Source organism: Pseudomonas sp. GD04158, from assembly GCF_029834875.1.
GTDB lineage: Bacteria > Pseudomonadota > Gammaproteobacteria > Pseudomonadales > Pseudomonadaceae > Aquipseudomonas > Aquipseudomonas hydrolytica.
The window spans coordinates 92,960-119,913 of sequence record NZ_JAODYT010000003.1; the positions used below are offsets into that span (position 1 = coordinate 92,960).

General features: G+C 62.4%; 24 protein-coding genes (1 of these 24 cut by a window edge). 4 read left to right on the forward strand and 20 right to left on the reverse strand.

Annotated features, from left to right (window positions below; all coding sequences use genetic code 11):
- The 4 genes from N7333_RS02285 to N7333_RS02300 all read right to left on the reverse strand — a co-directional run.
- Positions 1–8,241: the 5' portion of a non-ribosomal peptide synthetase gene (locus N7333_RS02285; protein ID WP_279858390.1), read on the reverse strand. It extends 1,413 nt beyond the left edge of the window; the window shows 8,241 of its 9,654 coding nt (coding positions 1–8,241); the start codon lies at positions 8,239–8,241; its stop codon lies beyond the left edge, outside the window.
- Positions 8,242–8,337: 96 nt separating this feature from the next.
- Complete coding sequence (locus N7333_RS02290; protein WP_279858335.1) at positions 8,338–9,654, reverse strand: lysine N(6)-hydroxylase/L-ornithine N(5)-oxygenase family protein; 1,317 nt, start codon at positions 9,652–9,654, stop codon at positions 8,338–8,340.
- Positions 9,655–9,839: 185 nt separating this feature from the next.
- A complete protein-coding gene (locus N7333_RS02295; RefSeq protein WP_279858336.1) occupies positions 9,840–11,516 on the reverse strand; it encodes a multidrug ABC transporter permease/ATP-binding protein in 1,677 nt (558 codons plus the stop codon).
- A complete protein-coding gene (locus N7333_RS02300) occupies positions 11,517–12,035 on the reverse strand; it encodes a sigma-70 family RNA polymerase sigma factor (RefSeq protein ID WP_230089971.1) in 519 nt (172 codons plus the stop codon). It abuts the gene before it with no gap.
- Positions 12,036–12,646: 611 nt separating this feature from the next.
- On the opposite strand from N7333_RS02300, the gene N7333_RS02305 reads away from it, so the two are divergent.
- The 4 genes from N7333_RS02305 to N7333_RS02320 all read left to right on the forward strand — a co-directional run bounded on the left by N7333_RS02305 (position 12,647) and on the right by N7333_RS02320 (position 14,496).
- The gene (locus N7333_RS02305) at positions 12,647–13,258 is read left to right on the forward strand and encodes a hypothetical protein (RefSeq protein ID WP_279858337.1); all 612 of its coding nucleotides are present in this window, start codon (positions 12,647–12,649) and stop codon (positions 13,256–13,258) included.
- A gap of 31 nt (positions 13,259–13,289) precedes the next feature.
- Positions 13,290–13,799, forward strand: coding sequence for a thermonuclease family protein (locus N7333_RS02310; protein ID WP_279858339.1), 510 nt, complete (start codon positions 13,290–13,292; stop codon positions 13,797–13,799).
- Between the two features lie 141 nt (positions 13,800–13,940).
- Positions 13,941–14,123 (forward strand): hypothetical protein, encoded by a 183-nt coding sequence (locus tag N7333_RS02315; protein ID WP_279858340.1) that lies wholly within the window; start codon positions 13,941–13,943, stop codon positions 14,121–14,123.
- Complete coding sequence (locus N7333_RS02320; RefSeq protein WP_279858341.1) at positions 14,107–14,496, forward strand: hypothetical protein; 390 nt, start codon at positions 14,107–14,109, stop codon at positions 14,494–14,496. The genes N7333_RS02315 and N7333_RS02320 overlap by 17 nt, the downstream gene beginning before the upstream one ends.
- 53 nt (positions 14,497–14,549) lie before the next feature.
- Here the strand turns inward: N7333_RS02320 and N7333_RS02325 are convergent, their stop codons facing one another.
- From N7333_RS02325 to N7333_RS02400, 16 genes are all read right to left on the reverse strand, one after another.
- Complete coding sequence (locus N7333_RS02325; RefSeq protein WP_279858343.1) at positions 14,550–15,911, reverse strand: phage terminase large subunit; 1,362 nt, start codon at positions 15,909–15,911, stop codon at positions 14,550–14,552.
- Positions 15,904–16,332 carry a hypothetical protein gene (locus N7333_RS02330; RefSeq protein WP_279858344.1) on the reverse strand — a complete coding sequence of 143 codons (429 nt, stop codon included), beginning with the start codon at positions 16,330–16,332 and terminating at the stop codon, positions 15,904–15,906. The genes N7333_RS02325 and N7333_RS02330 overlap by 8 nt, the downstream gene beginning before the upstream one ends.
- Entirely contained in the window at positions 16,332–16,892 is a 561-nt protein-coding gene (locus N7333_RS02335) for a hypothetical protein (protein WP_279858345.1), read from the reverse strand. Before N7333_RS02335 ends, N7333_RS02330 begins: the two co-directional genes overlap by 1 nt.
- A 171-nt stretch (positions 16,893–17,063) precedes the next feature.
- Complete coding sequence (locus N7333_RS02340; RefSeq protein ID WP_279858347.1) at positions 17,064–17,399, reverse strand: hypothetical protein; 336 nt, start codon at positions 17,397–17,399, stop codon at positions 17,064–17,066.
- A gap of 4 nt (positions 17,400–17,403) precedes the next feature.
- Positions 17,404–20,340: a phage tail tape measure protein gene (locus N7333_RS02345; protein ID WP_279858349.1), complete on the reverse strand. Its 2,937-nt coding sequence runs from the start codon at positions 20,338–20,340 to the stop codon at positions 17,404–17,406.
- A gap of 13 nt (positions 20,341–20,353) precedes the next feature.
- Positions 20,354–21,148, reverse strand: coding sequence for a hypothetical protein (locus N7333_RS02350; protein ID WP_279858350.1), 795 nt, complete (start codon positions 21,146–21,148; stop codon positions 20,354–20,356).
- Between the two features lie 266 nt (positions 21,149–21,414).
- On the reverse strand, positions 21,415–21,705 hold the full coding sequence (locus N7333_RS02355) for a hypothetical protein (protein WP_096826542.1): 291 nt from the start codon (positions 21,703–21,705) through the stop codon (positions 21,415–21,417).
- Positions 21,705–22,895, reverse strand: coding sequence for an AAA family ATPase (locus tag N7333_RS02360; protein ID WP_279858352.1), 1,191 nt, complete (start codon positions 22,893–22,895; stop codon positions 21,705–21,707). The genes N7333_RS02355 and N7333_RS02360 overlap by 1 nt, the downstream gene beginning before the upstream one ends.
- Positions 22,892–23,272, reverse strand: coding sequence for a virulence-associated protein E (locus tag N7333_RS02365; RefSeq protein ID WP_279858353.1), 381 nt, complete (start codon positions 23,270–23,272; stop codon positions 22,892–22,894). Before N7333_RS02365 ends, N7333_RS02360 begins: the two co-directional genes overlap by 4 nt.
- A complete protein-coding gene (locus N7333_RS02370) occupies positions 23,256–23,537 on the reverse strand; it encodes a hypothetical protein (protein WP_279858355.1) in 282 nt (93 codons plus the stop codon). The genes N7333_RS02365 and N7333_RS02370 overlap by 17 nt, the downstream gene beginning before the upstream one ends.
- Positions 23,538–23,540: 3 nt before the next feature.
- Positions 23,541–23,798, reverse strand: coding sequence for a hypothetical protein (locus N7333_RS02375; protein WP_279858356.1), 258 nt, complete (start codon positions 23,796–23,798; stop codon positions 23,541–23,543).
- Entirely contained in the window at positions 23,795–24,082 is a 288-nt protein-coding gene (locus N7333_RS02380) for a hypothetical protein (protein WP_279858358.1), read from the reverse strand. Before N7333_RS02380 ends, N7333_RS02375 begins: the two co-directional genes overlap by 4 nt.
- On the reverse strand, positions 24,069–24,239 hold the full coding sequence (locus N7333_RS02385) for a hypothetical protein (protein WP_279858360.1): 171 nt from the start codon (positions 24,237–24,239) through the stop codon (positions 24,069–24,071). The genes N7333_RS02380 and N7333_RS02385 overlap by 14 nt, the downstream gene beginning before the upstream one ends.
- A gap of 281 nt (positions 24,240–24,520) precedes the next feature.
- The gene (locus N7333_RS02390) at positions 24,521–24,745 is read right to left on the reverse strand and encodes a transcriptional regulator (RefSeq protein ID WP_279858361.1); all 225 of its coding nucleotides are present in this window, start codon (positions 24,743–24,745) and stop codon (positions 24,521–24,523) included.
- Positions 24,746–24,852: 107 nt separating this feature from the next.
- A complete protein-coding gene (locus tag N7333_RS02395; protein WP_279858362.1) occupies positions 24,853–25,524 on the reverse strand; it encodes a hypothetical protein in 672 nt (223 codons plus the stop codon).
- Positions 25,521–26,834, reverse strand: coding sequence for an integrase arm-type DNA-binding domain-containing protein (locus N7333_RS02400; RefSeq protein ID WP_279858364.1), 1,314 nt, complete (start codon positions 26,832–26,834; stop codon positions 25,521–25,523). Before N7333_RS02400 ends, N7333_RS02395 begins: the two co-directional genes overlap by 4 nt.
- Between the last annotated feature and the right edge of the window lie 120 nt (positions 26,835–26,954).

The window sequence follows — 26,954 nt, forward strand, 5'->3', positions numbered from 1 at the left end:
ACGGCGGCCGTGCTCCAGCATGTCTTCATAGACCAGCACGCGCGGCGGCTGCGGCAGTTCGGCGAGCATCGCCTGAACGTGCGCCAGCTGCTCGCGCAGTGTAATCAGCACCGGCGCAGCGCTGCTGGCCAGCATGCGCGCGCTGCGCGCCGGCGGATGACGCTCGTCCAGCGCCAGGTAGGCAGCACCGGCCTTGAAGGCGCCGATGATCAGGCTCAGCAGTGGCAGACCACGGGGCGCAAACAGCGCCACCACGTCATCGAACTGCACACCGCATTCGATCAGGCCATGACCGATACGGTTGGCCCGCTCGTTGAGTTCGAAATAAGACAGCGTCTGCCCCTGGCAGCGGGCGACGGTACGGGCGCCCTGCTGCTCGACCTGCGCCTCGAAACGCGCCAGGTAGCTCTGCGCATACCATTGCGGCTGACTCTGGCCCTGGCCGAGCTGGCACAGGGCTTCGCGCTCGCTGTCATCGAGCAGGCGCAGCTCGCTCAAGGGACGCTGCGGCGCCTCGCTCAGCTGCAGCAGCAGACGACGGAAATGCTCGACCACTACCTGCATGTCGGCCACGGCGAACTGCTGGGTATCGAAGCTCAGTTGCAGCGTCAGACTGGCCCCCGGCAGCAGCACCACGGTCAACGGATAGTTGGTGTGGGTGCGATTGGCCAGCGGCGTGATGCGGTAGGTGTCGACGGCCTCCTGCACCTCGCCACCGAGCGGCACGTTCTCGAACACGAACAGGCTGTCGAACAGCGGCTGGCCGCGCGGGGTGTCGGCGAGGTTCTGCACCTCGGCCAGGGACAACTGCTCATGCTGACGCATGCCGGCATTCTGCGCCTGCAGCGCTTGCAGCAATTGCAGCCCGGTCGCGCCCGCGCCCGGCACTCGGACGCGCAGCGGCAGGGTATTGATGAACAGCCCCAGCGCCTCTTCGATGCCCTCAAGCTCGGTGGGGCGCCCCGCCACAGTGACGCCGAAGAGCACGTCGTCGCGCCCGCTGTAGCGCATCAGCAGCAGCGCCCAGGCCGCCTGGACGAAGGTGTTGACGGTCAGCTGATGACGCCGCGCCTGCTCGGCCAGGGCGCGGGTCTGCTCGGCATCGAGCGCGAGGCTGACGTCATGCATGCCCGCCTCGCCCTGCTGGCGGCGATAAGGCAGTGGCGTGACCGTGTCGAAGCCGGCCAGCTCGTCGCGCCAGTAGCGGCGACTGGCCGCCTCGTCCTGGCGTGCGAGCCAGGCGATGAAGTCGCGATAGGGTCGCGCCGGCGGCAGTTGCAGGCTGCGCCCAAGCAGCCGAGCGCGGTACTGGGCGAAGAACTCGGCCAGCATCAGGCCGCGGCACCAGGCGTCGATCAGGACATGGTGATGGCTCTGCACGATGCGCCAATCGGCGTCGGCGAACTTCACCAGGCGCAGGCGCAGCAAAGGCGCCTGGGTGAAATCGAAGCCGTGCTGACGCTCCTCGCGCAGAATCGCCTGCAACCTGGCCTCGGCTTCATCGCGCGGCAGCTCGCTGAAGTCGAGGAACTGCACGGGCGAAGGCACCTGGCGCAGCACCAGCTGATGCGGCGTCCCTTCGAGGTTGCAGAAGGCCGTGCGCAACGCCGGGTGACGATGCACCACCTGCTGCCAGGCATGGGTAAAGGCCTCCACATCCAGCGCACTGGCCACGGCGTACTGATCCTGCATCAGGTAGATGCCACTGCCCTGCTCCAGCTGGCTGTGCAGGAGGATGCCCTGCTGCATCGGCGCCAGCGGGAACAGATCCTCGATCTGCTGCGGCGCATAAGGCAAGGCGTCGAGTTGCGCCTGGCCGAGCGTTGCCAGAGGGAAATCGGAAGGTGTCAGGCCACCGGCTCCGGGCGCGCAGCAATGCTCGATCAACTGCCGCAGCGCCTGCTCGTACAGATCCAGCAGCCGCTCGACTGTGCTCGTCTCGAAGCGCGCGCGGCTGTAGGTCAGCATCAGTTGCAGGCGACCGCCACGCACCTGGCCGTCGATGGCCAGGGCATTGGCCAGCGGGCCGCTGCCGTCGCGTGGCGCGCCGCTCGCTTCGTCAGCCAGACGCCAGCGTGCACCGGCCTGGTCATAACGGCCCAGGTAGTTGAAGGTCAGCCCCTGGCCCGTCAGCTCCTCCAGCGGAGCCTTGGCCAGGTACTTGAGCACGCCGTAGCCGATGCCCTTGTCCGGCACCTGACGCAGCCCTTCCTTGACCTGCTTGAGGGTCGTACCCAGGTCATCGCCGGCCTGCAGCGCCACGGGGTACAGACTGGTGAACCAGCCCAGCGTGCGGCTCAGGTCGAGCTGATCGCCTTCGCGGCCATGGCCCTCCAGGCTGATCACCGTACGCCGGCGCCCACTCCACTGCCACAAGGCCTGGGCCAGCGCCGCCAGCAGCACGTCGTTGATCTGCGTGCGGTAGGCCGCCGGCACTTCGCCAAGCAGGCGCGCAGTGGTGGCAGCATCGAGCTGCAGCTGCAATTGGCCGGCATCGGCGACCTTGGCGCTGCCTTCGGGCCGTTCGCAGGGCAGGCAGGCTTCGGCGGCGCTGAAACCCTGCCAGTACGCCAGCTGCGTCGCCAGCTGCGGGCTGCTGGCCAAAGTCTGCAGATGCGCCGACCATTGCTGGAAGCTGGTCGCAACGGCGGCGAGGCTGATCGACTGCCCGGCCAGTCGCTGCGCGTAGGCCTGCTGCAGATCCTCGAGCAGCACACGCCAGGACACGCCATCGACCGCCAGGTGGTGAATGACCAATAACAGACGATTACGCCCGCCCGGCAACTGCGCCAGTACCGCGCGCAGCATTGGCCCGCGCTCGATATCGAGGCTGCGCTGGGCTTCGTCGCACAGCGCCGGCAGGTCTTCGTTGGCGGCCACCTGGCATACCCACAAAAGCTCCTGCGTCGGCTGCACGTCACGATAGCGCTGCTGCCAGTTGCCCTGCGCATCGCGCTGGAAACTCAGGCGCAGGCTGGCGTGATGACGCACCACGGCCTGCAGCGCCTGCTCCAGTGCACGGGCGTCGAGCGGCTCGTCCGCTGCCAGTAGCAGGGACTGGTTCCAGTGGCCGATGCGCGCCGGAGGCTGGGCGAAGAAGCGCGCCTGGATCGGCGTCAGGGCAAAGGCGTGCGTCACCTCCGTGCTGGCACTTGCGGGCGCTGCCAGCGTCTCTGCCACGACGGCGACCTGCGCCAGTTCGGCGATGCTCTGCTTCTCGAACAGCTGCTTGGGCGTCAGGCGAATGCCCTGGCGGCGCGCACGGGCAATGATCTGCAGGCTGAGGATGGAGTCGCCGCCAAGGGCGAAGAAGTTGTCGTGACGGCCGACGCGCTCGACCTTCAGCACCTGCTGCCAGAGCGCCGCCAGTTGCGTCTCGACGCCCTCGTGCGGCGCCTCGAAGCCCTGCTCTGCCGCTTGCGGCTGCGGCAGCGCGTGACGGTCGAGCTTGCCATTGGCGGTCAACGGGAAGCGTTCGAGCAGCAGCACATGGCTCGGCAGCATGTAGTCCGGCAGGCGCTCGGCCAGTTGCGCCTGCACCTGCGCGAGGTCGAGAGAAGACTCCTGCGCGACCACGTAGGCAAGCAACTGGCCACGTTCGTCCAGTTGCACATGGGCATCGGCGACGCCCGCCAGGCCGCGCAGCTGCGCCACGATCTCGCCAAGAGCGACACGGTAGCCGCGCACCTTGACCTGGTCGTCACCACGCCCGAGAAATTCGATACGCCCGTCGGCCAACAGGCGCGCACGGTCGCCGGTGCGATACAGACGCTCACCCTTGGCGAAGGGATCGGGCAGAAAGCTCACCGCCGTCAGCCCCGGACGATCGAGATAGCCGCGCGCCAGGCCAGGCCCGCCCAGGTACAGCTCGCCAACCGCACCTTGCGGCAGCGGCGTCAGGGCCGCGTCCAGTACCAGGGCGCGGACGTTGGGCAAAGGCCGGCCAATCGGCACCACGCCGCTCAACGCTGCCAGCTCGGCGTCCGTGACCTCGTGAGTCAGCACACCGACCGTGGTCTCACTGGGGCCGTAGTGGTTGATCACCCGGCACTGCGGGCGCAGGCGCTTGACCTCCTTCACCAGCTCGGCCGGCAGCGCTTCGCCGCCAAAGATCAGGGCATGCGCAGGTATCGCACGATCACCTGTGCCGGCCTGCAGCAGGCCAGCCAGGTGAGTCGGCACGATCTTGAGGATGCCGACCTGCTGCGTGCTCAGGTAGTCCGCCAGGCTATCGGCATCGGCCACGGTTTCCGCGCTCAGCAGGTGCAGGGTACGCCCGGACAACAGCGCGCCGAACAGAACGGTATGGCCCAGGTCGGCCGCAACGGTGGACACCATCGCCATGCTCGCCTCGGGCGCCAGTGCCAGTTGTTCCAGCAGGCCCTGCACGTAGTCGGCCAGGGCCGCATGGCTGATCACCGCGCCCTTGGGCTGGCCGGTGGTGCCGGAGGTGTAGATCAGATAGGCCGCCTGCTGCGGGTGCACCGGCACGCTCGGCGCGGCGCTGGTCCGCTGACGCCACGGCGCATCGGCGCTGAAGTCCAATTGCGGGCCATTGAAGCCTTGCACCGACGCGGACTCACAGAGCAATACCACACAGGCACTGTCGGCTAGGACGAACGCCTGACGCTGCGCCGGCCAGGCCGGATCGAGCGGCACAAAGGCGGCGCCGACCTTGAGCACCGCCAACAGGCCGATGACAAAAGCCGGCGAACGCTGCAGGCACAGGCCGATGCGCTGCTCCGGTACCACGCCCAGGGCAAGCAGGTGCTGCGCCAGTTGATTGGACTGGGCTTCCAGCGCCGCGAAGCTGTAAGGCACACCGTCGTGCATCAATGCCACGGCCTCGCCGTGCACCTGCGGCTGCCACAGACCGAGCACCGCCGCAGCGGCGAACTTGCGCTCGACGCCCGCGACCTGCGCAGGCTGTGCCGCGAGTTGCAGGTTGGCCAGCGGCGCTTGTGGCTGCGCCAGCAATTGCTCCAGCAGATGTTCGAAATCGGCGGCGAAACCAGCGATGCGCGGTGCTTCGAACAGATCCTGCGCATAGGTGAAGGCGGCCTCGATGCCCTCGGGCAGGTCGGTGATATCCAGCCCCAGATCGAAGTGCGCAGCCTGCTCGTCCAGCTGACTCGCGCTGAGGGTCACGCCAGGCAGCGCCAGATCCTGAGCCAGGGCGAACTGCTGGGTGAACTTCACCTGAAACAGCGGGTTGTGGCTCAGGCTGCGCTGCGGCGCCAGCGCATCGACCAGCTGCTCGAACGGCAGCAACTGGTGATCCTGCGCGCCGAGGGCCGCCGCCCGCACCTGTGCCACGACATCGGCGAAGCGGTGCTCGCCGCCGAACTCGCTGCGCAGCACCTGGGTGTTGACGAAGAAGCCGATCAGCGCCTCGGTTTCCCGGCACACGCGCCCGGCACTGGGCACGCCGACGCGGATATCGCGCTGGCCGCTGTAACGCTGCAGCTGCACCTTGAAGGCGGCCAGCAGCAGCATGAACAAGGTGACGCCCTGATCGGCAGCGTGCGCGCGCAGACGCTGGCTCAGCGCCTCATCGAGACGGATGGCATGGCGCGCGCCCCGATGGCTCTGCCGCGCCGGGCGCGGGTGGTCGGCGGGCAGTTGCAGCAACGGCTGCTCATCACCCAGCTGCTGCTTCCAGTAATCCAGCTGACGCGCGCCCTCGCCCGCCTGCAGCCAGCGCCGCTGCCAGATGGCGTAGTCGGCGTACTGCACCGGCAGTGCCGGCAGGTTCGGCGCCTGGCCGAGGACATGGGCGGCGTAGAGCTCGGCGAACTCGCGGATCAGTACCTGAATCGACCAGCCGTCGCAGATGATGTGGTGCATCACCAGCAGCAGACGCTGATCGTCCTCGCTCACCCGCACCAGGGCGAGATGCCACAAGGGACCTTGCTGCAGATCCAGCGGCAGGTTCATCCGTTCCTCGCGCAGGCGCGCCAGTGCCGCCTCGCCATCTGCCTCGCCACGCAGATCGAAATGCGCCAGGTCGACCGTAAAGGGCGGATCGATGCGCTGCAGCGGCACGCCGTCCTCTTCGCCAGCGGCGAAGCGCGTGCGCAGGCTCTCGTGGCGACTGACCAGATCATCGAAGCTGCGCTGCAGCGCCGCCTCGTCGAGCCGCCCCTGAAACCGCAGCTCACCGCCCAGCCGGTAGGCGCTGGCGTCACCCTGCAGACGCTCGAGAAACCACAGGCGCTGCTGCGCATAGGATTGCGCGCACTGCGCGTCACGCACCTCGGCCTGCAGGGGTGGCACCTGCCGGGCCGTGCGCGGCTGCGCCGCGACCCAGGCGCTGAAATCCCCCAGACGCGGGCGTTCGAACAGGCTGTCGGCCTGCAGCTCCAGCCCCAGCTCGGCGTTGAGACGCGCCAGCACCTGCATCACGCCCACCGAATCCCCGCCGCGTGCGAAGAAGTGATCGCCCTCCTCCAGGTCCGTGCAGTCCAATACTTCCTGCCAGGCCTGCAGCACCTGCGGCAACACGGCGCCGGCTTGCGGCGCGTGGCTCGCCACATCGGCGCCCTGCAGGCGCCCCTTGTACCACTGCGCGAAGGTGGCCAGGCTGCCGTTCTGCCAGCCGCTGCGGCAGGCCGAGCGCTGCAGCTTGCCGCTGGTGGTGCGCGGCAAGGTGCCCGGCTCGAGCAGCAGGATCAGTTGCGGCGCCAGCTGGAAGCGCTCGCCCATGCCATCGGCGATGCGCTGGCAGATCATCTCGGCGCTGATCAGCTTGCGCACGTTGCGGCTGATCTCCAGCGCCAGGCCGACACCCTCCAGCCCCTGTTCGTCGGTGATGGCGAACGCGGCGATACGCCCCTGGCGCAGCAACTCGATGTCCTGCTCCAGCGCCTGCTCGATGTCCTGCGGGTAATGGTTCTGACCATTGAGGATGATCAGATCCTTCAGACGCCCGGCGATGAACAGCTGACGCTCGCGTACCACGCCCAGATCGCCGGTGCGCAGCCAGCGCTGGCCATCACGCTCGACGAAGGCCTCGGCGGTCGCTTCGGGGTTACGCCAGTAGCCCTGGGCGATGCTCGGCCCGGCGATCCAGATCTCGCCGACCTGATCGTCCCCCAGCACCTGAAGCGTCTGCGGCTCGACGATGCGCAGCGGGTGCTCGGCATCGCTCCAGCCACAGGCCGGCAAACGGCTGTCCGCCTGGCCCGCTGTTGTGCTGGCGAACGTCTCCACCTGCGGCTCGCGCTCGGCAGCGTCGACGCACACATACAGCGTCGCTTCGGCCAGGCCATAGCTCGGCGCCAGCGCCCGGGCACTGAAACCCGCCGCCGCGAAGCGCTGACCGAAGGCCTGCAGGGTATCCAGGCGGATCGGCTCGGAACCGGAAAACGCCAGGCGCCAGCTGCTCAGATCGAGCGCCTCCAGGCTGCTTTGCGGCACACGCTCGGCGCACAGGCGATAGGCGAAATCCGGCCCGCCGGAGAAGGTACCGCCGTATTGGCTGATGGCCTGCAACCAGCGCGCCGGCCTGGCGAGGAAGAAGTTCGGCGCCATCAACGTCAGGGTGCCGCCATGCAGGATCGGCAGCAGCAGCCCGGCCATCAGCCCCATGTCGTGATACAGCGGCAGCCAGCTGACCCAGGACTCCTCGCGACTGGCGCTGAAGCCGCGGCTCATGCTGCGCTCGTTGGCCAGCAGGTTGGCGTGGCTGACCATCACGCCCTTGGGCGCACGAGTGGAACCCGAGGTGTATTGCAGGAAGGCCAGCGCATCGCTGGTGATCAGCCGTGGCTGGTAGCCGGCGCAGTCGTGGGCATCGACATCCTCGATGGCGATCATCTGCGCCTCGGGCGCGAGCAGCGGCTGCAGGTCGGCCTGGCAACGCCGGATCACCTCGCACGGCGCCAGCACCACCATGGGCTGCGCATCGAGCAGAATGCCGGTGAGGCGCTCGATGTGCATCTGCCGGTTGTTCTCCGGCGGAAAGGCCGGCACCGCGATCACGCCGGCGTACAGACACCCGAAGAAGGCGGCGGCATAATCTGCGCCGCTGGGCAGCATCAGCACGCAACGCTCGCCGGCCTGACAGCCCAGACGCTGCAGCAGGCCAGCCACGGCCAGTGCCTGCTCGCGCAGCTCGGCATAGGTCGTCAGCAGCGGCTCGCCCTGATCCGCCACGATATGCCGGATGGCCACACGGCCCGGCACGCGCTCGGCGTGATAATCCAGAATGTCGGCAAAGTGCTGCGCCTGATCCACCATCGATCTCATCTCGTCACCCGTGAAAACTCGTGCCTGCACAGCGGCCCGGCAGTGGCTGCCGACCGCTTGCGGAAGAAGGAAAACTGCGTCTGTCGATCAGCTGAGCGAAGCCGCGGCCAGACGCAGCGAATCGCGCACCTGCGTGCCGGCGGGTTCGACGAACATCGAAGCGACCAACTCCTCGGAGCGCATGGCCAGCACCGACAGCAGGGTATCGCTGAGGCCGTGGCTACCCTCGCAGCCGCCTTGCAGGAAGATCTGCGCCTGGCAGTCCGCCCGCAGCGGCAGGCGATATTGGCGGTCGACCGCATCGCCCTCGATGTAGTCGGCGAAGCCCGCCAGCAGGGTGCGGTGATAGTCGCGGCGATAGCCGGTGGCGAGGATCACCGCATCGAATCGCTCGCTATGCAGTTCGCCATCCAGGGCGTGGCGTAGCCTCAGCTCCACACCACTGTCATCGGCGGCCACGGTTATGACTTCGCGATGGGTGAGCAAGCGGTGAGGATGCTGACCGCGCACCTTCTGCTGATAGAACAGGTGGTAGATCTTCTCGATCAGCTCCAGGTCGACCACCGAATAGTTGGTATTGCGGTACTCGTTGAGCATCTGTGCGCGCTGCGCGGGATCCTGGGCGAAGATGCGGTCGGTGAAGTCGGCATTGAAGATCTCGTTGACGAACGGGCTGTCGTCCGACGGCTTGAGGCTGCCGCCACGCACCAGCAGGCTGGCCTCGACCTGCGGGAAGCGGCATGCCAGGTCATGGAAGATTTCTGCGGCGCTCTGCCCGCCACCGATCACGGCGACACGGCGCGGACTAGCGCCATCGCCCAGCATGGCATCGAGCGCGCCCAGATAACGCGAGGAATGCACGATGCGCGGGTCAGTCATGCCGGTGAAGGCCGCCGGAATCTGCGCCACGCCGCCGATACCCAGCACCAGGTTGCGCGCGCGACGCCGCGTGCTCTGCCCGTCCGCACCGCGCGAAACCACCTCGACGCCGGCACAGGTGCCGGCGCTGTAGAACGGCTCGATGCTGGTCACCTCTTCGCCGTAATGCACCTGCCCGGCGAACGCATCGGCAGCCCAGCCGAGGTAGTCGTTGAACTCTTCACGGCTGGGATAGAAGGTCTTCAGGTTGATGAAATCCTCCAGGCGCCCGCATGCCTTGAGGTAGCTGATGAAGGTGAAGCGGCTGGCGGGGTTGCGCAGCGTGGCGAGATCCTTGAGGAAGGAGATCTGCATGCTCGAGCCGTCGATCAGCATGCCTTCATGCCAGCTGAAGGCAGGCTTGCGCTCGATGAAACAGACGTTGGGCTCTCGCCCGCTGCGCTGGGCGAACTCTTCGGTGGCGATGGCCAGAGCCAGGTTCGAGGGCCCGAAGCCAACCCCGATATAGTCATAAACGAGCCCCATAAATCCTCCCGATATCTGCGTGCTGAATGGGCGGTTCGCCAGCCGGAATGAACTGGAAAACATTCTCATTAACACTGACGAACGAGGGGAAGGAATGTTTAGGGCGATTGCCTGCGGAATGTGAAATCACTTCGGCAAAAACGACTGCGCCCGCATGATGCGGGCGCAGCGAGGGCAATCGGCATTCAGGAACGGGCGGCGCCACCGATCTCCAGCAGCGCGTTGCGACTGGCCCGGGCGCGATGTTCGCCCTGTAGTTCGTGGAGCTGCCCACCATCCATCTTCAGCAGGCGGTCGGCCTGGTCGAAGTAGTGATCGTCGTGGCTGATGGCGAATACGGTCTTGCCGGCGGCCTTCAACTGCGGCAGCAGCTCGCGATAGAACACCTGTCGGAACAGCGGATCCTGATCGGCGGCCCACTCGTCGAGCAGCAGCACGTCGCGCGCTTCGAGCAGTGCCAGCAGCAGCGCCAGACGCTTGCGCTGACCGGCGGACATACGTGTGTCCCGCAGGCGCCCCGCCGCCACCTGCACCTTGTGGCGCATGTGCAAACTGCCCAGCCAGTGCTCGAGTTCTTCATCCGATGCCGCCACGCCGCGCGGACCAAGCAGCTGCGAGAACAGGTGATAGTCGGTGAACACCGATGCGAACAGCTGACGGTACGCCGGCCACTCCTGCGGCCCGAGCACCCGGCCATCGATACGGATCTCGCCGCGTTGCGGGATGTACAGGCCCGTCAGCAGACGTGCCAGAGTCGACTTGCCGCTGCCGTTGCCGCCGACCAGAAACACCGTCTCGCCGCGCTCAAGGCGCAGACTGACCGGCCCCACGTCGAAGCCGGGCTCACCGTCCTGTGCCGGATAGCGATACTCCACCTCATGCAGTTCCAGCACCTGCCACTGTCCGCTCAAGGGGTCGGCTGGATGCTCGAAGGTCTCCACATGAGGCGCCAGCGCCAGCGACTCGACCTTGTCCAGCGCCACGCGTCCTGCGATCTGCGTCGGGATCGCCGCCACCGCCGACACCAGCGGTGTACGCATGAACAGAATGGTCAGCGCGTAGGTCGAGGCCACCGCCGTGGAGGCCCAACCCAGGCCGTTGGCCAGGTAGAACACCAGGCCGATGGTGCCCAGCACCATGATGTTGGCCCAGTTGCTGGCCAGGCCGTGGTAACGGTCGGCCAGGGTCACGTGATCGCGATAGGCGCGCGCGCTGAGGTCGAACTCGTCCTCGTACAGGCGCTGCGCGCGGTCGCGGTTTAGGGTCAGCTCCTTGCGCCCGTCGATCACCGCCTGGTAGTCGCCGTACAGACGATCCTCGGACTCACGCAGCATGCGCAGGTGATGATTGAGGCGCCCGACCAGCAGCCAGCCCACGCCGAGGGTGAAGCTCATCCACAGCAATGTGGTGACGAACAGACCCGGCGACAGCCAGGCCAGATAGGCGAACGCCGCCAGCGTCAGCACGCTGCCGTAGATCAGTTCGGGCAGATGCACGAAGGCCAGGGTGATATTGCGGATGTCGCTGGAAAGACTCGCAATGATGTTGGAGCCACCAATGATCTCCAGACGCTCAATGCTGGTGTCCAGCACCCGCTTCACCAACGCGCGGCGCATGCGATAGACGAAGCGATGGCCCAGCGCCGTCAGCGACAGTTGCGCCGCCGAGGCCAGCACCAGCAGCAAGGCCAGCAAGGCGACGAACTGCCCCAGCGCCACCCCCGGATTGCTCGCCGGGTTAAGCATGCGCTGATTGATGAAGGCAATCACCGCCACGCTGAGCAATGCGCTGCCCAGGCTGAGCCCCAGCACCAGCGCGATGGACCAGCGATATTCGTGGAAAACCAGACGCAGCAGTTTCATTCAGAACCTCTTGGCCAGGGGACAGTTGCGCGAGCACTGCCCGTCGAGTCGGACACGGCAATGCCCCAGGGTATCGCGCAGGATCAGGCTGATGAGCGCTGGCGAAGCGCCCAGTTGAGTCGCCACCTCGCGCTGGGTGAGGCCGTCCAGCTGACTGAGGGTGAAAACCCGGCGCATCCGCGGCGTCAGCTCCGCCAGCGCATCGAGCAACTGGCGCACGGCCTGCTGTCCGCCTACGGCCTGTTCTGGCGAGATTTCCGAAGGCTGCAGATCCGCCAGTTCGCCGGCGGCACCGTAGCGCTGCTCCAGCTGCAGGCGCCGCAAGTGGTCGATGGACAGGTTGCGTACCAGGCGAGTCAAGTAGCGCTCGGGCGCATCCACCCGGGAGAGATTGAGGCTGCCCTCCCACAGCTTGAGAAAGGCATCCTGCAGGACATCCTCGGCTCTGCTGCGACATCCCAGAACTCGCGTCGCCAGATTGAGCAATGCATGACGCTGAGCCTGATAGGCCGCCAGCAAAGCCTTGCGGTCAAGGACCGCAGCAGAGTGGTCATAGGCAGGCGCATTCGCTGCAAAAGACCGCCGGGAACCTCTCCGGCCTGGCGCCGGCAATGACTGTCGAGAACATTCCATGTGAGGTCACGCTCATTGGCAAGGAGCGCCAATCGTGCATGCAAACAGTTCTCATTACAATAATGGCGAGACGCCTTGATTTGGCGAGGCCCTGCCGACAATTGAAATGGCCGCACGGCATCACGCCGCCGTGGCATCAGCGGATGACCAACATGGCTGCAGGTGATCGAGGAATACGTGTGGAACAGCGCGTTGCGACGAGCGCTCGCTGAACGCGAAGGAAAGCAATCAGGATGGCCCCTGCTGGAATCGAACAAACCCATTGTAGGCCTTTAAATACCTGACACAGTGATCTGAAAAGCAGAGCCGTATACCTAAACGTATACCTAAAACCGAAAATACCCCCTGCTCGCCCTGCCCAATCGATCACTTTTTGACCACCCTTTTTTAGCGTTCGTGGTCACCGTGAAAGCGCCTCTAATTCCATATCGCCATCCCTGTGCGCACGCTGCTAATCTCCAGGCCACGCTGGCCGCTGACAAATCATGAAGCCGACTATGAGTCATAACACTCTCCCCCCAATTACTCGCCTAGCGGTTACTGCCGACTTTGGTCTCAGGGCAGATCCGTGGGAGGACCCAGAGTTGGACCTCGTCAGGACTTACCGTATAGCGGTAATGGCCGGACCAAATGGCTGCTATGACGATGATGAGGAAGTCCAGGTAGGAACTATTCACATTGACTTCATGCGCTTCGACGTTGCGCTCAATCTAGGATTTGATCCTGAAGAGATTGCGGACAATGCGAGCCACGACGCCATTACGATCTACGAAGCGCTTCAAGAAGACTTGGGTAGGATGAGTTTAGGTATGAACCAAGACTGCCTAATGGTCTCGCACTTCTCTTTCGAGCCGCCATACAGAGGCACTACGGCTGAGCTGGGCGCTCTGCGAGCAGCGTTGATTGGGCTGAGCTCTGGCGTCTCTCGCGCGTTCCTTCCCATGGGCGTTGTCATCCCCGATATCAGCCTTTCGACTGCCAAGGATTTGAATGCCACTGCCTTGTACTTCGACAAGATCGGCTTCAAACCGCTGAAGCTAGGTAGCGATATCCTTTGGCTGGACATGGAGGCGAGCAGTTTCTGGAGACGGCAGCCGACTCAGCCTTAATTTCATAACAACCATGGTGCAAGGAAGCCCAATGCGCAGACTCATTTCCCTTCTAGCTCTCCTGCCCTGCCTGACGCTAGCCGGCGAGCAGTCCCTATCCTGCAAGGTCACAGCGATTGCCGACGGCGACACCCTGAGCTGCTTCGACCCGGAGCGCCGCAAGGCCGAGAAAATCCGCCTGCGCGGCATCGACGCACCCGAGGCCAAGCAACCATTCGGCCAGCGCAGTAAGCAGAGCCTTTCCCAACTCGCGCACGGTCAACCGGCGACGGTGAAATGGAGTAAGCGCGACCGCTGGGGCCGGATCATCGGTGCCGTATGGGTTGAGCCGGTCGACTGCCCAGGTTGCGGCCATACCCTTGATGTCGGCCGAGCACAGCTGTCTGTCGGAATGGCCTGGTGGTTCCGGCGCTACGCGAATGAGCAGCCTGAAGAAGAGCGCGTGCAGTACAAATTCGAGGAACGGGAAGCGAAAGCCCGTAGCATAGGCCTGTGGCAGGACAAGGAGCCAGTTGCGCCTTGGGAGTGGCGTAGAAAGTAGCCTTTCGGAATCTGTCAGAACCCTGACGGACGGTAGTGGTCAAAAAAACAGCATTGCCGATGTACAGTATATTGGCTATACCTGACCACAGCTGAGTAGATAAGGGCATTTTGCCTTCACGTAAAAGCCCCAGGACTAGCTATGAAAAAGCTCACGAACAGCCCAACCGCAGCAGATCGCAACAAGGACGAAGCCAACTTCAACCTTTCGCGCATCCGCCAATCATTGCAGAGCGGCCACAAGGCCGTTCCAGCCGGCCTGAGCACAGAGCAGCTTATCGAATGGATGTGCGGACGGTCTCAAGAGAATGTCGCTGATCGTTGAACGAAGTGATCTTTTTGCGCAGCACTTTCCCAATTTCCCGCGTGACGACCAAGTCAAAATCGCGGAGTTCATCATTCACTGCCAGACTCACGGCTTGAATGGCCTGCCAGGCAAAATTCGCGCATCTGACAATGTTCCTGGCACAGATCCTGACTATTACGAAAAGCTCAGATATGCCAGAGACAACTACCTTTGGCATTATCACATCGGCATTCCTAGGTATGAGCAACCCACCCCATGGTTGCCTTATTTCACTTCAGAGTATGTGCTGCACTTTCAGCGCTTTCCTGGGAACAAAGTCATTAGGATCATTGACTTAGGTGACCACAATCCAATGGTATTGCCGCAGAAAAGCTACATGATTCGATCTTGAGATACCCCGCCCTCGCGGGGCTTTTCGTTAAGACGCAATCGTTTGTACTGACTTCAGAAGGCGAGCCTCAGCGGCACACTGCTTGCGGTCCTGACCTGCCTCAAGCATCCGTACCTCACAGCATCTGCGCCATGGTCAGGACCAGAGCTATCCACGTCCTCGATGCGCTTCTGATCGCGTGCGAGGGTCGGCAACGTCTCCCAGAGGTAGCTGCAGGATCGGCTGATGTAGAGACCCGGCTTATCGATCTGGCCAGCATCGGCGAGCAGCCGGCGCATGATGTTCCAGCCGGTGATACGGTCGGCCTTCTTGGCCGGATCGAAGCGCACACCGCAGCGCGAGAACTCATCCGCAATCGAGCCGGCCGCATGTCCTCCCTTCGCGAAGATCGCATCATCGGCAACGCCGGTGGGCTTGATCTGCCAACGTTTGCACATCGAAATGATTTCCTCGGCCAGGATGGGCACGGTCCAGTTCAAGCCGGCATTCGGGTTGTCTCGCTTGCAAGTAGCCAGCTCGTCGACAAGCACCAAGCTGTCGCGAGGGTAGAACTTGTCATCAGGCCCAACACCACCTGGCGACTTGGCAACCACATAGGTGGCGCTGGGCGCGCTGCTGCCGAAGTCGTGCGTGAGGTAAGTCGTCCACCCATGTGGAATGTGATCCCACGGGTCTACCGCGTTCCGGCTTTCGTCCAGGACACTCGCAAAGTAAGCGCCTCGGTTCACCGCCCAATCACCGGTTGACCATGCCCGTAGCAGCTCCGGGTCATCCGGGCATGCTGACTCCAGCTGATCCTTGTACTGCTCGGTATCGATGAAACGGTTGCTGTCGAAGGTCGATGGCGCATACACCCATTGGCGCTTGCTCTTCGGCTCGAGGAAGGGTTTCCAGGGCGCTGTGGTGAAGACGTAGCGCTTGGCCAGCCAGTAGTGCCCTGGGCCGCCCGGGTTGGCTGCGATGATCATGCGAATCGGCATGTCCTTCGGGCCGCGCAGGTTCGAGCGCATCAGATCCAGCAAGTCAGGGGTCGGGTACTGGCCGGCCTCGTCCACCAGCAGCAGTGTGAATGATCGGCCCTGGTACTTGGTGTAATCGGCGTGGCTTTCGAGCTGACCAAGCTCCAGGTAGCCGCCATTCGGGAAGCGCCAGACGTGCTCGGCGGCGTTGTAGCGGGCCGCAGTGCTGTAGACCGTCCCGAACAGCTCACGACAGACCAGCTCGAAGTCGGCCAGGCCCTTGTAGGTGCGGCGCAAGTAAAGGATCCGCGCCTTTTCACCGTACTGCTCGACATGGCGTAAACACAGCAGCGCCAGCCCATAGGACTTGCCACCTCCCCGGCCGCCGCCACAGAAGACGTCGAGCTCCTCGGGCAGCAACATCAAGCGCTCTTGGAAGCCATTGAACTCAATCATGCCCAAGCTCCCCACCGCGAGGCGTTACGTCTTTCGTAAAGTCTTCCAGTTTCATCGCACCGGGCATCTCGAAGACCACGCTGACGCGGTTAGCGATTTCCGCTTGGTCGCCCTCGCGATAGCCGTGACGGGCCTTCAGCAGGAATATCGCCGCAGCGACATTTCCGCCCTTGGTGGCACTGTCGAACAAAGCAGTGAAGAGCGCGTTGTGCTCGCGCTCCCTCCCCTCGTCCAGGGCCTGCTGCAGTTCAGGATAGAGCTCTAGCCATTTGTTCAGGGTTTCAACCGTGGTGCCCAGCCGATAGGCCAGGCCCTTCTTGTTGTACCCGGCTGCGGCCAGCTCAAGCAGCTTTTCAGCAGCATCGCGCGGCGGTTTCTTACGGGTGCCTGTGTACCCGCGAAGATCTTTCTTCTCGCTCATCAGCCCACCTTTTCAGGTCGCGACGGGAACTTGAAAGCCTGTTCTATGCGGATGCTGTTTCGTCTGGCCTCCGCGATGAAGAAGCGGCCACCGGCAGCCTGGTCTGGCTCGATATCAAGGCGGGCCAGTTGGTCTTGGGTTACCTCTGGCCCCATGAACTGTGGAAAGCCATATTCGTGTTTTACAGAGGTGCCATCAGGCCATCTGAAATAAGCGTGGCCAACCATTTTTCGTTCGCTTTCTGAATAGCCGGCTATTACCAAGTTAAAGGCCAAGTCCTCATTGGTGAACCCAAACTGTTCACGGCAGAAGGCCTCGGCAACTGCAATGTTTCCTGGCATAGCCTGCGCTAGCTCATCAAACGCGCCCTTGAAAGCAATAATCGCAGGGCAAACGGTGGCAAAAAGCATGTCTACGCCACGAAACCCAGCCCCTAAGCCAAGGTGTGGAACAGTGACCAGCTTACACACCTGATGCGTAGTTCCGTCTGGCAGCATTGCTTCTGTGTCTACCCCGATTAGTGCGCGATCAGGCGCAATGAAGACGTTGAGGATGCTCAAGTTTCACCTCCTGGGTTACCGCAAAAGCGGTACTGGACTGCCCATGCCTGGGGGTGATCAGCTCCCCAACTTGGAATGGTGTTTTAGCTGAAATGGATGCGCCTACCGGGCCGAAGAACGAACCTATGGCAGCTCCTGCCACCCCCAAAGCTACTTGCGCCATACGGCCTCCTAATTCCAGTTATTGATGTGCTTTTGCACCAGCAGCCGAAGAATCACGCCAAAGGCGCTCATAAAAGGCACGGTCACTTGGGAACGGACATCTTCAACGACTCGATTGAATTCCTTCAGGATCGTGTCGTGCTGCTCCTGGGTGAATCCATCCGGGATGCTGAACGAGGTGTTCAGATCAGAGGCGCACTCGATCAGATACCCCTTCATCTCATCGAGGATGGATTTGATTTGCTGATCTGCGATGCCGCAGCGCTTGAGCACTTTCCGATACTCCGGCTCCAGCATTCGCCAACTGCGGCGGTGATCGGTAGGCAGCTCTAGAACCTGGCCCATTAAATCAACCTCCAAGCCTAGCTTGAGCGACGCGCAACTCGCGGTTGGTGGCAGAAGCGATTTGCGTCGCCGTTCGGTTATCCGGCTGCTTGAAATGATTGTTCTGGTAGACGATAACGCCACCCGCCGTGCGGCTCGGGAAAGGTGTCTCCCTCGATGGCTTGGTATGATCGAAAACCGTTTCTTGCGGGTGCAGAATGGCGAGGAAGCCTCCTTTCCCGTCGATGCCGCCAGAGCGTGGAGCGTTGCCGGTATAACCGCCGCCGTCGAAGCCGAAAGCGCCTGTGTATCCGCCTCCAGCGCTGAGCAGAGAAAGAAGGCCGCCAGCGCCACCGGAAGCTCCAGTGACAGACGATCCAGCGCTAGCCGCTGCGAGGCTTGCGGCAGCAGCCTGGATTGCAGCGGCGCCCGTGACGAGAGTGGCACCGGCTGCCGATAACGTCGCCGCCGAAGCGGAGACGGCTGCAGCTCCGGTTGTCAGGTTGGCTGACTGGTCAGCACCGGGCAGGAAGCTCATTAGCCCCTCGGCTAAGTTCGCAGTGAGCTGGCGGGCCCCCATGCGCGCGATGTCAGCCACGAAGGAGTCGACCAGATCCTTTACAGACGCCTTGCCAGTCAGAGCGAACTGAACAAAGGCATCTTCGGTGCTGGCCAAGGCATTCGAGAAGAGGTCGTAGGTTTGACCTGCAACATCCTGCGCGCTGGTCAGGTAGTCAGCGAATGCCGCACTGGCGCCGTTGCTCCACTCGCCGCGAGCGTCATCCATCGCCCGGAAGCTTTCACGCAGCAGGGCCTGACGCTCTTCCAAGGCACGTTGTAGCGCCTCGGTCTCTGCGTCGTACAAGCGCTGGCTGATGTCTCCGCGGTTGAATTGCTCCTGTAGGCGAGACTGCTGGCGGGAGTATTGATTCTGCAGCCGCAGGCTTTCCTGTAGCCGCTCGGCCTGCTGACGCCCCAAGCCCAGCGTGGCTAGTTGCAGTTGGTAGGCTTCTCGAGCGTTGGCGATCTGGTCGGCCAGCGTCTGCTGAAAAGCCGTCAGCTTCTTGGCCTCGTCGGCTATCTGCGCCCGAATGCGGACTTCTTCACTCAACGCTACGTTCTGATCAAGCTGGGCCTTAATCGCCTCCTGATTCACCAACAGCGACTTCTGATCGGCGGTCAGGATTGCCTTGCCCTTCAGATCGGCAATGAGTGATTCGAACTCGGCGCGTTTCTTCTGCGCGTCGGTCAGTTTGGTTTCGCTGAGCAGCTGGGCCTGGTACTCGGCGGACTGTTGGCGTAGCGATAGCAGCATGCGGGTTGCGGCATCGTCCCGGGCTGCCGGCGCGCGGGCAGTTCTTGGCTGGCGGGCGGCGCGCTCCTCTGCGTCTGCAATCTGCTTGTTCAACGCCGCCGCGCTCTTCTCGAATTGCGCTTGCGCCTCTGGAGTAAGCGAGCGGTTGGCAATGTTGAAATCCCTAGCCTCGTTCAGCTCTTTCAGGCGCTCGCGCAGCTTCTCGACGTTTGACCTGGCGGACTCCGCCTCTTTACCGATCAGCTCCAGCCCCTGGATGGCGCGCTTCTGGTTCTCGGCGCGCAGCCCTTCGGTGGCTGCGTCCAGGCCTTCGCTCTGGATACCCAGTAGGAGGCGCTGCTCTTCAGCGTTAAAGCGGCTTGCCTGTGAGTCCGTCAGCGATGGGAATGCTCGATCTCCGCGGGGGCCATAAGATGCCTCGGTTCTGGCTCGCCGCAGTTGCTCAAGCTGATCCTGGAGGGTCATTTCGCGGCCGATGCCAAGCATCTCGTCCCAGGCCTCTGCAGCGACGTTCTTGATGCCTTTCCATGCCGATTCGATCAGGCCCAGGTTGCCCTCGATCTGATTGGCGCGGCGCTCCATGGCGTCGCCAAAGGTCTCGATGGCTAGTTCCTGGGCGCCAACAGCGTCGCCCTGCGCCTCAAGGGCTGCGATTTGGGCATACACCGAGGCAGTCAGGTAGTTGTATTGCTCGTTCAGCTTTGCGGACGCCGCGGCCGGCTCGTCTGCCAGCTTCTTGAACTCGGCGATTGTCTCGGAGACCGCTTTGCCGGTGGCCTCCTCCATCGCAACCGCAGCAGTGGCCACGGCCTGGATCTGATCGGCAGCAAACTTCCCTGTGCCAGCGACCTCAGCCAAGGCGGCGGCAGCCTGGCGCTGCGTGCCCACGGTGCCGTCGATGGCCTTGGCCATATCGCCAAGGCGGCCGGCCGTGGTTCCGGCTGCGTTGCCAGTGAGGATCAGCGAGCGCTGATAAGCGGTGATTTCATCGCTGCCCTGCTTGTAAGCGAACGCAGCGGCACCCACAGCTGCGGCGGCCAGAGTGAAGGGGTTCACCAGCCCCAAGGCATAGCGCGCCGTTTCGCGCAGCGCAGGGCCAGCACCGCCGAAGGAATCCTTGATCTGGGCGCCCTGCTGCAGGAACACAGTGAGCGGGCTCTGGCCAGCCTGAAGGGAAATGAAAATGTCGGAGAACTGGGCGGGGAGCTGCCGCATTGCCTGGGCGGTCTGCTTCGATGTGTTGCCAGTGCGGAACAAAATGTCGTCGAACGCGGTAAGGCTTCTGCGCGAGAAGTCGATCTTGTTTTGGTACTCGTTGAACGACTCAAGCTCAATGACACCGGCCAACTTAAAGTTGCGGAGCTCCTTTTCCATGGCGTCGAGGTCGCCGAGCTTCTTGATTACCGGATCAATGCGGCCGAGCAGGTTGGTCAGTGCGTCCTGCTGCTGCCGTATGGCATCGGTTCCTCTTTCAAACTCACCGGCCGAGCCTGAAGCCTTCTTAGCCGCCCCGCTCCAGGCAGTGCCGACGCCTTTAGCTGCGGCCTCTGTCTTGGCGCCTGCGTTGTTCAGGCCGTCAAGCGCAGCCTCTGCGCGTGATACGTCGCTGGTGTCTATCGAGAAGCCCAAAGAGGCAATATCTACCATCGCAGCAGCCTCCTTATCGTCTTTGCTCTTTCGCCATGCGGTCGCGCATCAGCGCCACCTGCTTGGAGTCAAAGCCGAAAATATCGAAGCCATGGGCGACGGGCTCAAAGGGCGACTTGATGAGGTTTCGCAGTATCGTTTCGGCCTTCCAGCCAGACACGCGCCCAGCGATAGCGGCAACATGCGTCAGGCCGCTACGCGACGTTTCGACCAAGCGCCTGTCGTTTTCGATGGTGTACGCAGTGACAGGATCTGCAGCGCGCTTTGCCTCTTTCCATGTCTCGGCAACGAACTTGGTTTGCCAGTCGAGCAGAGACAGCGGCGCGGGCGCGCGCATTAGGGCGATCATCAGGCGCTCATGCTTGCCAGGATCGGCCTTGACCTCTTCCAGCAGCTTGGCTTGCTCGCTGGCCTTCATGGATCGCCACCAGTCGCGAACCTCGCGATCTTCGATGGCTGCAACGGCGTTTCCGGGGTCGATGGTAGGGAAGGCATAAAGCCTGGCCTCCATATTCGCGATGTTGCCCTCGAACATCCGCACCTGACCGGCCGCCGCTGCGATGCGGCTAACCATCTCTGCTTTCACAGGCTCCGATTTTTGATCAATACCCAGTGCGGAAAGAGTTCCGTCTTGGCTGATGGTGCTCAGCTTGCTGAAGTTCTCAGCAGCTAGAGAAATGGAGTTATTGAGGATCTGAATCGGGTAGGACGCAAAGTCATCATCAGATATGGCTGGCAGACCAAAGCGGTGGCCACCCTCGAATGCGACCTCGGTACCGTTGTCGTTTCGAACAATCTCAAAGCTCATGCGTAGACTCCTGCAGGTGCGGGGAATAGCGGTTTGTTTTCGGCGAGCGCCACCAGCAAGGCCGTGGCCTGGATATCGCCTTGATCAGCAGCGGTACGGAGGCGTACCCAGGCTGCTTCCAGTTCGCGACGAGTAGGCCGGCATTGGCGCCCGCGTTGCGGTTTGTTCATCGTCGAAATCTCCACTCGTGAAGATGGTATTTCTGCCAGATTTGGCCAAATTAGCCTTAATTAAGGCTAATATGTATATCCATACAGTATTTGTCACTACCGTACGTCGGAATCAGGCCAGCGCCACTGAGCAGCCTCCAAGGCCTCTTGGCGTGTCATGGGTTCGCCGATCATCACGCAGATAACCTTGCCCTCCAGAAGCACGCGCCAGTTACTCGAGCGCATCTGGCCGTCGTTGGCGGCCAGCTCTGCGAGCAGCTCCAGGCGATGCAACTTGATGTATTGGCGGTCGTCTTCAGTCAGCTTGCTGGCCGGTGAAACGACCAAGCGCTTCCCGGATACGCGGGCGGAAAATCCGTGTTCGATGAGGTAATCGATAGCAGCCATCACACTGCCTCCGAGTCGGATTCGTCGAAGACCGCCACTTCACCCCGAAGACCGCCATTCAAAACCGTGGCGGTCTTCGATGATTCTTGGCGGTCTTCGACCCCGAGTTGCCATACCCAGCCCTCTTTCATGCCGACCTTGACGGCATCAACCCCCAGGGACTTCTTGGCTCGCTCGATGGTGCGCCAGGCATACCCAGCACCATTTGCATCGGCTCTAACCTGTTTCACCGGCACAGGCCCACCAGCGAGAAGGTCGAGCAAGAAATGCTCAGCATCTTCATGCTCGCTACGCTGCTCATCGCCGGCGCTCTCGACCTCGGCCAGGATCTCTCGCGCGCTACCTTCGATCCTGTCGCCCCACAGCACGCGGGTCGTCTCGATGCCGTCGCCGACGGTGCAAGGTTCGATCACATACCCCACACCGCCCTGGTCGTCGGCGATGTTGGATTTCGCCCGGGCCAGGACGCGAACGTCAGAGTCCTCCTGCTTGGCGGCCACAAGCACTGCGCGAGCCAGGGCGCCAAACGCCTGGCTACCGATCACCCGATCGGCCGGTGACGAGGCGCCGCTGCCCTTGCTGAAGTGACTGATGCCCAGCACGGCGCACTGATGCGCTTCGGCGAAGTCGACCACCGATTGCAGGGAGCGGCGAACCTCATTGGCGCGGTGCATGTCGCCCTTGACCACGTTCACAACCGGGTCGAGCAGCAACAGAGAGGCGCCGCCGATTTGCTCCACGGCATCACGCAACAGGTCGAAGTCTGCGGCCGGGTCGAAGGGCTCACGCTCACCGGCAGAGTTCACACGCCCCTCGATGATGTGGACGCGGGCCAGATCGGCACCCGCAGCCATCAGCCGCGGCACCAGGGTGTCAGCCGGGTCATCCTCGGACGACCAGATAAGCGCGTTTCCGGGTTCTGAGCAGATCTCACCGTCAGGCCAACGGCCACAGTTGGTCACCGTGCCGATCAGGCCAATCGCCAAGGTCGTCTTGCCGCTACCACCAGCACCGGCCAGGACGGTCAGCTTTCCTCGCGCGATCCACCCAGGCCAGAGCCAGCGAATGGCAACCGGCTTAATGGTCGATGCTGGTGTCAGCTCAGCTCGCCAGAGCCGCTTGATAGGTTCCGGTACCGGGAGGGGTGTGACGCCCTCCCACTCTTTGGCAAATCGATCACCGCTGCTCATGCAGTCACCCCCAGGCGCTGCTTGGCCAGTTCGAAGCGGGCCTGGTCGTCAGCGCTGAGCCGACTGCCGTTCTGCTGCATCGATAGGCCGATCAGGTAAACGGTGCGCTCGTGCTCAACCGCTGCCTTGCTCGGCCCACGGCGAGTGGTCTTTTCACCCGGGAACAGGTCACGCAACTCAAGACCGATGGCGGCGGTGATATCTGTGGAACTGCAACCGGCCCAGCAGTGCAACAGCACCTTGCCGTCCTCAGCCTCGCGGATACTCAGGCTAGGGTCTTTGTCGTCATGGGCCGGGCAGCAAGCCTTCCACTTGTTGGCACCTGTAGGCCGCACCTTGTCGAGTCGAGGCAATAGCTGATCAATTGGATTGGTCATCTTCAGCCTCCAACTGCTCGCGCAGGGTCGTCGTGACGTGAACGATCTCCTTGTTCTGCTCGTGGTACTCCTCGATATCGATCAGGCCACTCAGCAGCAGTGCATCGGCGCAGCCGGCTCCGACGTAGGCGGCAAGAGCCAGGTCATCGAGCGTCTTCGCAGCGCCGATCTGCTTCAGGCTGCGACTGAAGATCTGGTTAGGAGTAAGCACTTTCTTTGGGCCGAGTTTGGCCACCGGCGCATTGGCGCCGTTTTTCGTAGTCATGATTTAGGCCCTCAGTCGTGCGAGGCGATGACGCGCTTTGGCGTTATCCAGAGAAAGCGCTTTGCCACAGTCGCCCATCCAGCCACCTTGCTCGGTGTGGAAATGAGAGGTTGGGAAAGCAGCGATCACCCGAGTCATAGCTCGCTGCGCCTCTTCGGCAGTGGCGAAAGGGCCACATACTCCATAGGGATACCGAGGGCTGCTGTCTTCCTGAACGTAGTGGAACAACGTGAAGCCGTGGTGCTTGGCGAAGTTCTTCATGGCCGTACCTCCTTGGCATCGTTGAAGGCACCAAGGGCGCGATGGCTCCAACAGAAGTTGGCCGACAACACCCGGACGTTCATGACTCTCGCTTCAAGCTGGGAACCGAGTTCAGTGCGGTAGCCACCAATGGCAGGTATCAGCGCTTCGCGGATAAATGCTTCAAGCTGATCGAAGTTCTCACGCGCTGCGTTCATCGAGGCCATTTCCTCAGCGCTCAATTGCACTTCGCTGACAATCTCGGCACCGCTCGAGTGAGGAGCAGTAATGTTATGCAGGCTCATGGCGCACCTCCTGGGCTTCCAGGGCACGAGCGCGCTGCATGGCTTCGTTGTAGCGAGCCAGGCGAACAGACAGGGAGGAATTGCCGCGCAAAGCAGCGAAGGCACGAGCCTTCCAGGCAGCGGCATGAGATGTGGACGGATTGAGAGCGTGTTTCATGGGTGAGGCTCCTTGATTTGGGGAGCTATCACCGCTTGCGGCCAAGCAAGTAATGGTGACAGCTGTACGCGGGTTGGCCGACCGGGAATCAAGGCACCCGGCACACCCGAAGGTGTCCCACGCACAGCCGCCATAACACGATGCTGCGGGCACAAAAAAAGCGCCTGCAATCGGATGGTGGGCGCTTGTGCGCCTTGATTTACTCGACCGGCCAAGGTCGGCCACGGGACTTACCGTGACAGGCAAACCATAGCCCTGCGGGCGAGGAAGTGCAAGCGTCATCATGCTGCATCCCTCGCCTGGATCTTGGACTGAAGCCAGGCTTCTACCTCCGCGGCGACGTAGTACGCTGCGGCTTGGCGCGCTTCGCTGAATTTGATGGGTTTGGGAAAGGTCGAGTCTTTAGCCTTAAGCTTGGCAAGGCCGGAATGGGTCTTACCGAGCTTCTTGCACACGTCGGGCTGAGAAATTAGCGACTGGATGCATGCGGGTTGATCTTGATTCATCTGGGCGTGCCCTCATGGTGAGTTCACAGCCTATTTTTCACACGTGTAGTGAATTAAAAACTCGCGGCCGAGTTGGTAAATGTATTCATCGACTCGCACACAACAAATTATTTCCTCCCTTTGGGGCCTCGCTTTTGGGCGTGCGGGAAGTCGGATGCAACCTCTCTGATCCAGACCTTAAGTCCCTCCATAGTTTCTGGCCGATGCTCAAGCATGTATGGATGCTCAGCCATCCAAGCCCACACAATCTCCGTCATCTCTCCAGTCCTGATTTTCTTCTCTGTGTCTTCAGTCCATCTAATCCGTGCATAGTCACAGGCAACGCTTTTGGCGGCACGAGAGCCCAAGACCTTATCCTTGTTGGCCATCTGCATTGCGATGAATCGTTGATTCTGGCCAATCTGTTGTTGGAGAGCTTTCAGCTTTTGCCGGCTCGGGAACTCCTTTTCTTCCTGAGCTGATCGTGCAGAAGCGCCCAACATGAACATGGCCACCAGGGCTTTCCGATATCCATTCTCGGAATTCTCCTCGCGGTACTCGGCATCAGCCGCCATAAACCGATCCACAAGGTGCAAAAGCTCCGTGGCGTGACCAGCGGTGTCTTTGCTCTGCATGAGGGCTGGAGCCGATTCGACCAGATAGTCGAGAATCACCTTGGGGTTATCGAAGGTGAAAGGATTTTCCACCTTGCTTACCCAGCCGTAGGCACTGAACCCTTGGTCTTCGCCTGGAGATGTAGGATCCTCGCAGGCCGTGTCCATTCCTTTCTTCATGCTCATGCGCGCTTCATCCCTACCACATTCACGCCCTTCTCTTCCGGGTGAGCGAAGTCATACGGCGTGATATGCCGTTCCCGGTTGGCATCAAGGTAATCGGCCCACCACTGACACATAAGCCGGCGCTCCTGCAGATGCTCGGCCTTGTGGATGTAAGCACCGCGCACCGTGTCGCGCTCTTGGTGACTCATCTGCCTTTCAACGGCATCCTTCGACCATAGCCCCGACTCCACCAAGGCCGAACAGGCCATAGTGCGGAAGCCGTGGCCGCACAGCTCTACCGTGGTGTCGTAGCCCATTCGACGCAGGGCCTTGTTGATGGTGTTTTCACTCATGGGCTTGTGGTGATAGTGGTCGCCAGGGAACACAAGATCGAACCGCCCGGAGAGCTGCCGTACCTGCTCTAACAATTCCAGCGTCTGGCGACTCAGCGGTACCAAGTGTGGGGTGCCCATCTTGGCGCCGCGGTGGGAGAACTTGACGCCCTCGATGGCCTCGCGCTGGCCGGGTATCTCCCACATGGCCCGGACGGTGTCGATCTCACTCCAACGGGCAAACCGCAGCTCGCTGGAGCGGATAAACACCAACAGGGCGAGCGATACCGCATGACGGGTCAGTGGCCGCCCTGAGTCGGCCTCGATCCGCTGCAGCAGCTCGGGCAGCCGATCCAGTGGCAGGGCTGGTCGGTGTGTGCTCTTGCGGGTGGCAGTAGCGCCCACCAGGTCATGGGCAGGGTTACTGTCGATCAACCCATGCTGCACGGCCATGCGCATTATGCCGGTGATGTACTGACGCAGCCGGCCGGCCAGCTCGAGGGTGCCGCGCTTCTCCACTGCCTTGAGCGGCGGCATCAGATCACGGGTTTTCAACTCGGCCAGCGGGCGCGCTCCCAGCGCCGGCAGCACATGCAACTCAAGGTTGCGCCAGACCGTGGCGGCGTGCCCTGCCGACCACTTGAGCGCACAGGCCGCATGCCATTCCTGGGCCATGGCCTGGAAGGTGTTGGCTCTGGCATTGGCTGCCTCTAGCTTGGCGAGCCTGGCGACTTCCATCGGGTCTTGACCATGGGCCAGCAGCTCAAGGGCCGAGGCACGTCGATCCCGTGCGGCCCTCAATCCCAGGGCCGGATAATTGCCGAAGGTGGCCAGCCCTGCCCTGCCGTCAGGCCGGGTGTACTTGAAGCGCCAGACCTTGCCGCCATTGGCTTTGACCAGCAGGAACAGGCCCTGCCCATCGAACAGCGTGTAGTCCTTCTCGCGAGGCTTTGCTGCCTCGCACTTAGAATCACTCAAGGGAGTTACGGTGCGTGCCATGGGTATACGACCCTCAATCGAACCGACGTATACCCAAACGTATACCCAAAATAGGTATATGTACAGACGCATGCGGGAACATACGGGCACAAAAAAACCGGCCACAGAGGCCGGTTTACT

Coding starts and splice junctions, on each gene's coding strand:
- N7333_RS02320 (WP_279858341.1), top strand. CDS start 14,107: ATGTCGCTGATCGTTGAACGAAGTGATCTTTTTGCGCAGCACTTTCCC.
- N7333_RS02385 (WP_279858360.1), bottom strand. CDS start 24,239: ATGAAACACGCTCTCAATCCGTCCACATCTCATGCCGCTGCCTGGAAG.
- N7333_RS02310 (WP_279858339.1), top strand. CDS start 13,290: ATGCGCAGACTCATTTCCCTTCTAGCTCTCCTGCCCTGCCTGACGCTA.
- N7333_RS02350 (WP_279858350.1), bottom strand. CDS start 21,148: ATGAGCTTTGAGATTGTTCGAAACGACAACGGTACCGAGGTCGCATTC.
- N7333_RS02400 (WP_279858364.1), bottom strand. CDS start 26,834: ATGGCACGCACCGTAACTCCCTTGAGTGATTCTAAGTGCGAGGCAGCA.
- N7333_RS02370 (WP_279858355.1), bottom strand. CDS start 23,537: ATGACTACGAAAAACGGCGCCAATGCGCCGGTGGCCAAACTCGGCCCA.
- N7333_RS02325 (WP_279858343.1), bottom strand. CDS start 15,911: ATGATTGAGTTCAATGGCTTCCAAGAGCGCTTGATGTTGCTGCCCGAG.
- N7333_RS02295 (WP_279858336.1), bottom strand. CDS start 11,516: ATGAAACTGCTGCGTCTGGTTTTCCACGAATATCGCTGGTCCATCGCG.
- N7333_RS02315 (WP_279858340.1), top strand. CDS start 13,941: ATGAAAAAGCTCACGAACAGCCCAACCGCAGCAGATCGCAACAAGGAC.
- N7333_RS02330 (WP_279858344.1), bottom strand. CDS start 16,332: ATGAGCGAGAAGAAAGATCTTCGCGGGTACACAGGCACCCGTAAGAAA.
- N7333_RS02375 (WP_279858356.1), bottom strand. CDS start 23,798: ATGAAGAACTTCGCCAAGCACCACGGCTTCACGTTGTTCCACTACGTT.
- N7333_RS02395 (WP_279858362.1), bottom strand. CDS start 25,524: ATGAGCATGAAGAAAGGAATGGACACGGCCTGCGAGGATCCTACATCT.
- N7333_RS02365 (WP_279858353.1), bottom strand. CDS start 23,272: ATGACCAATCCAATTGATCAGCTATTGCCTCGACTCGACAAGGTGCGG.
- N7333_RS02340 (WP_279858347.1), bottom strand. CDS start 17,399: ATGGGCCAGGTTCTAGAGCTGCCTACCGATCACCGCCGCAGTTGGCGA.
- N7333_RS02380 (WP_279858358.1), bottom strand. CDS start 24,082: ATGAGCCTGCATAACATTACTGCTCCTCACTCGAGCGGTGCCGAGATT.
- N7333_RS02390 (WP_279858361.1), bottom strand. CDS start 24,745: ATGAATCAAGATCAACCCGCATGCATCCAGTCGCTAATTTCTCAGCCC.
- N7333_RS02290 (WP_279858335.1), bottom strand. CDS start 9,654: ATGGGGCTCGTTTATGACTATATCGGGGTTGGCTTCGGGCCCTCGAAC.
- N7333_RS02360 (WP_279858352.1), bottom strand. CDS start 22,895: ATGAGCAGCGGTGATCGATTTGCCAAAGAGTGGGAGGGCGTCACACCC.
- N7333_RS02355 (WP_096826542.1), bottom strand. CDS start 21,705: ATGGCTGCTATCGATTACCTCATCGAACACGGATTTTCCGCCCGCGTA.
- N7333_RS02305 (WP_279858337.1), top strand. CDS start 12,647: ATGAGTCATAACACTCTCCCCCCAATTACTCGCCTAGCGGTTACTGCC.
- N7333_RS02345 (WP_279858349.1), bottom strand. CDS start 20,340: ATGGTAGATATTGCCTCTTTGGGCTTCTCGATAGACACCAGCGACGTA.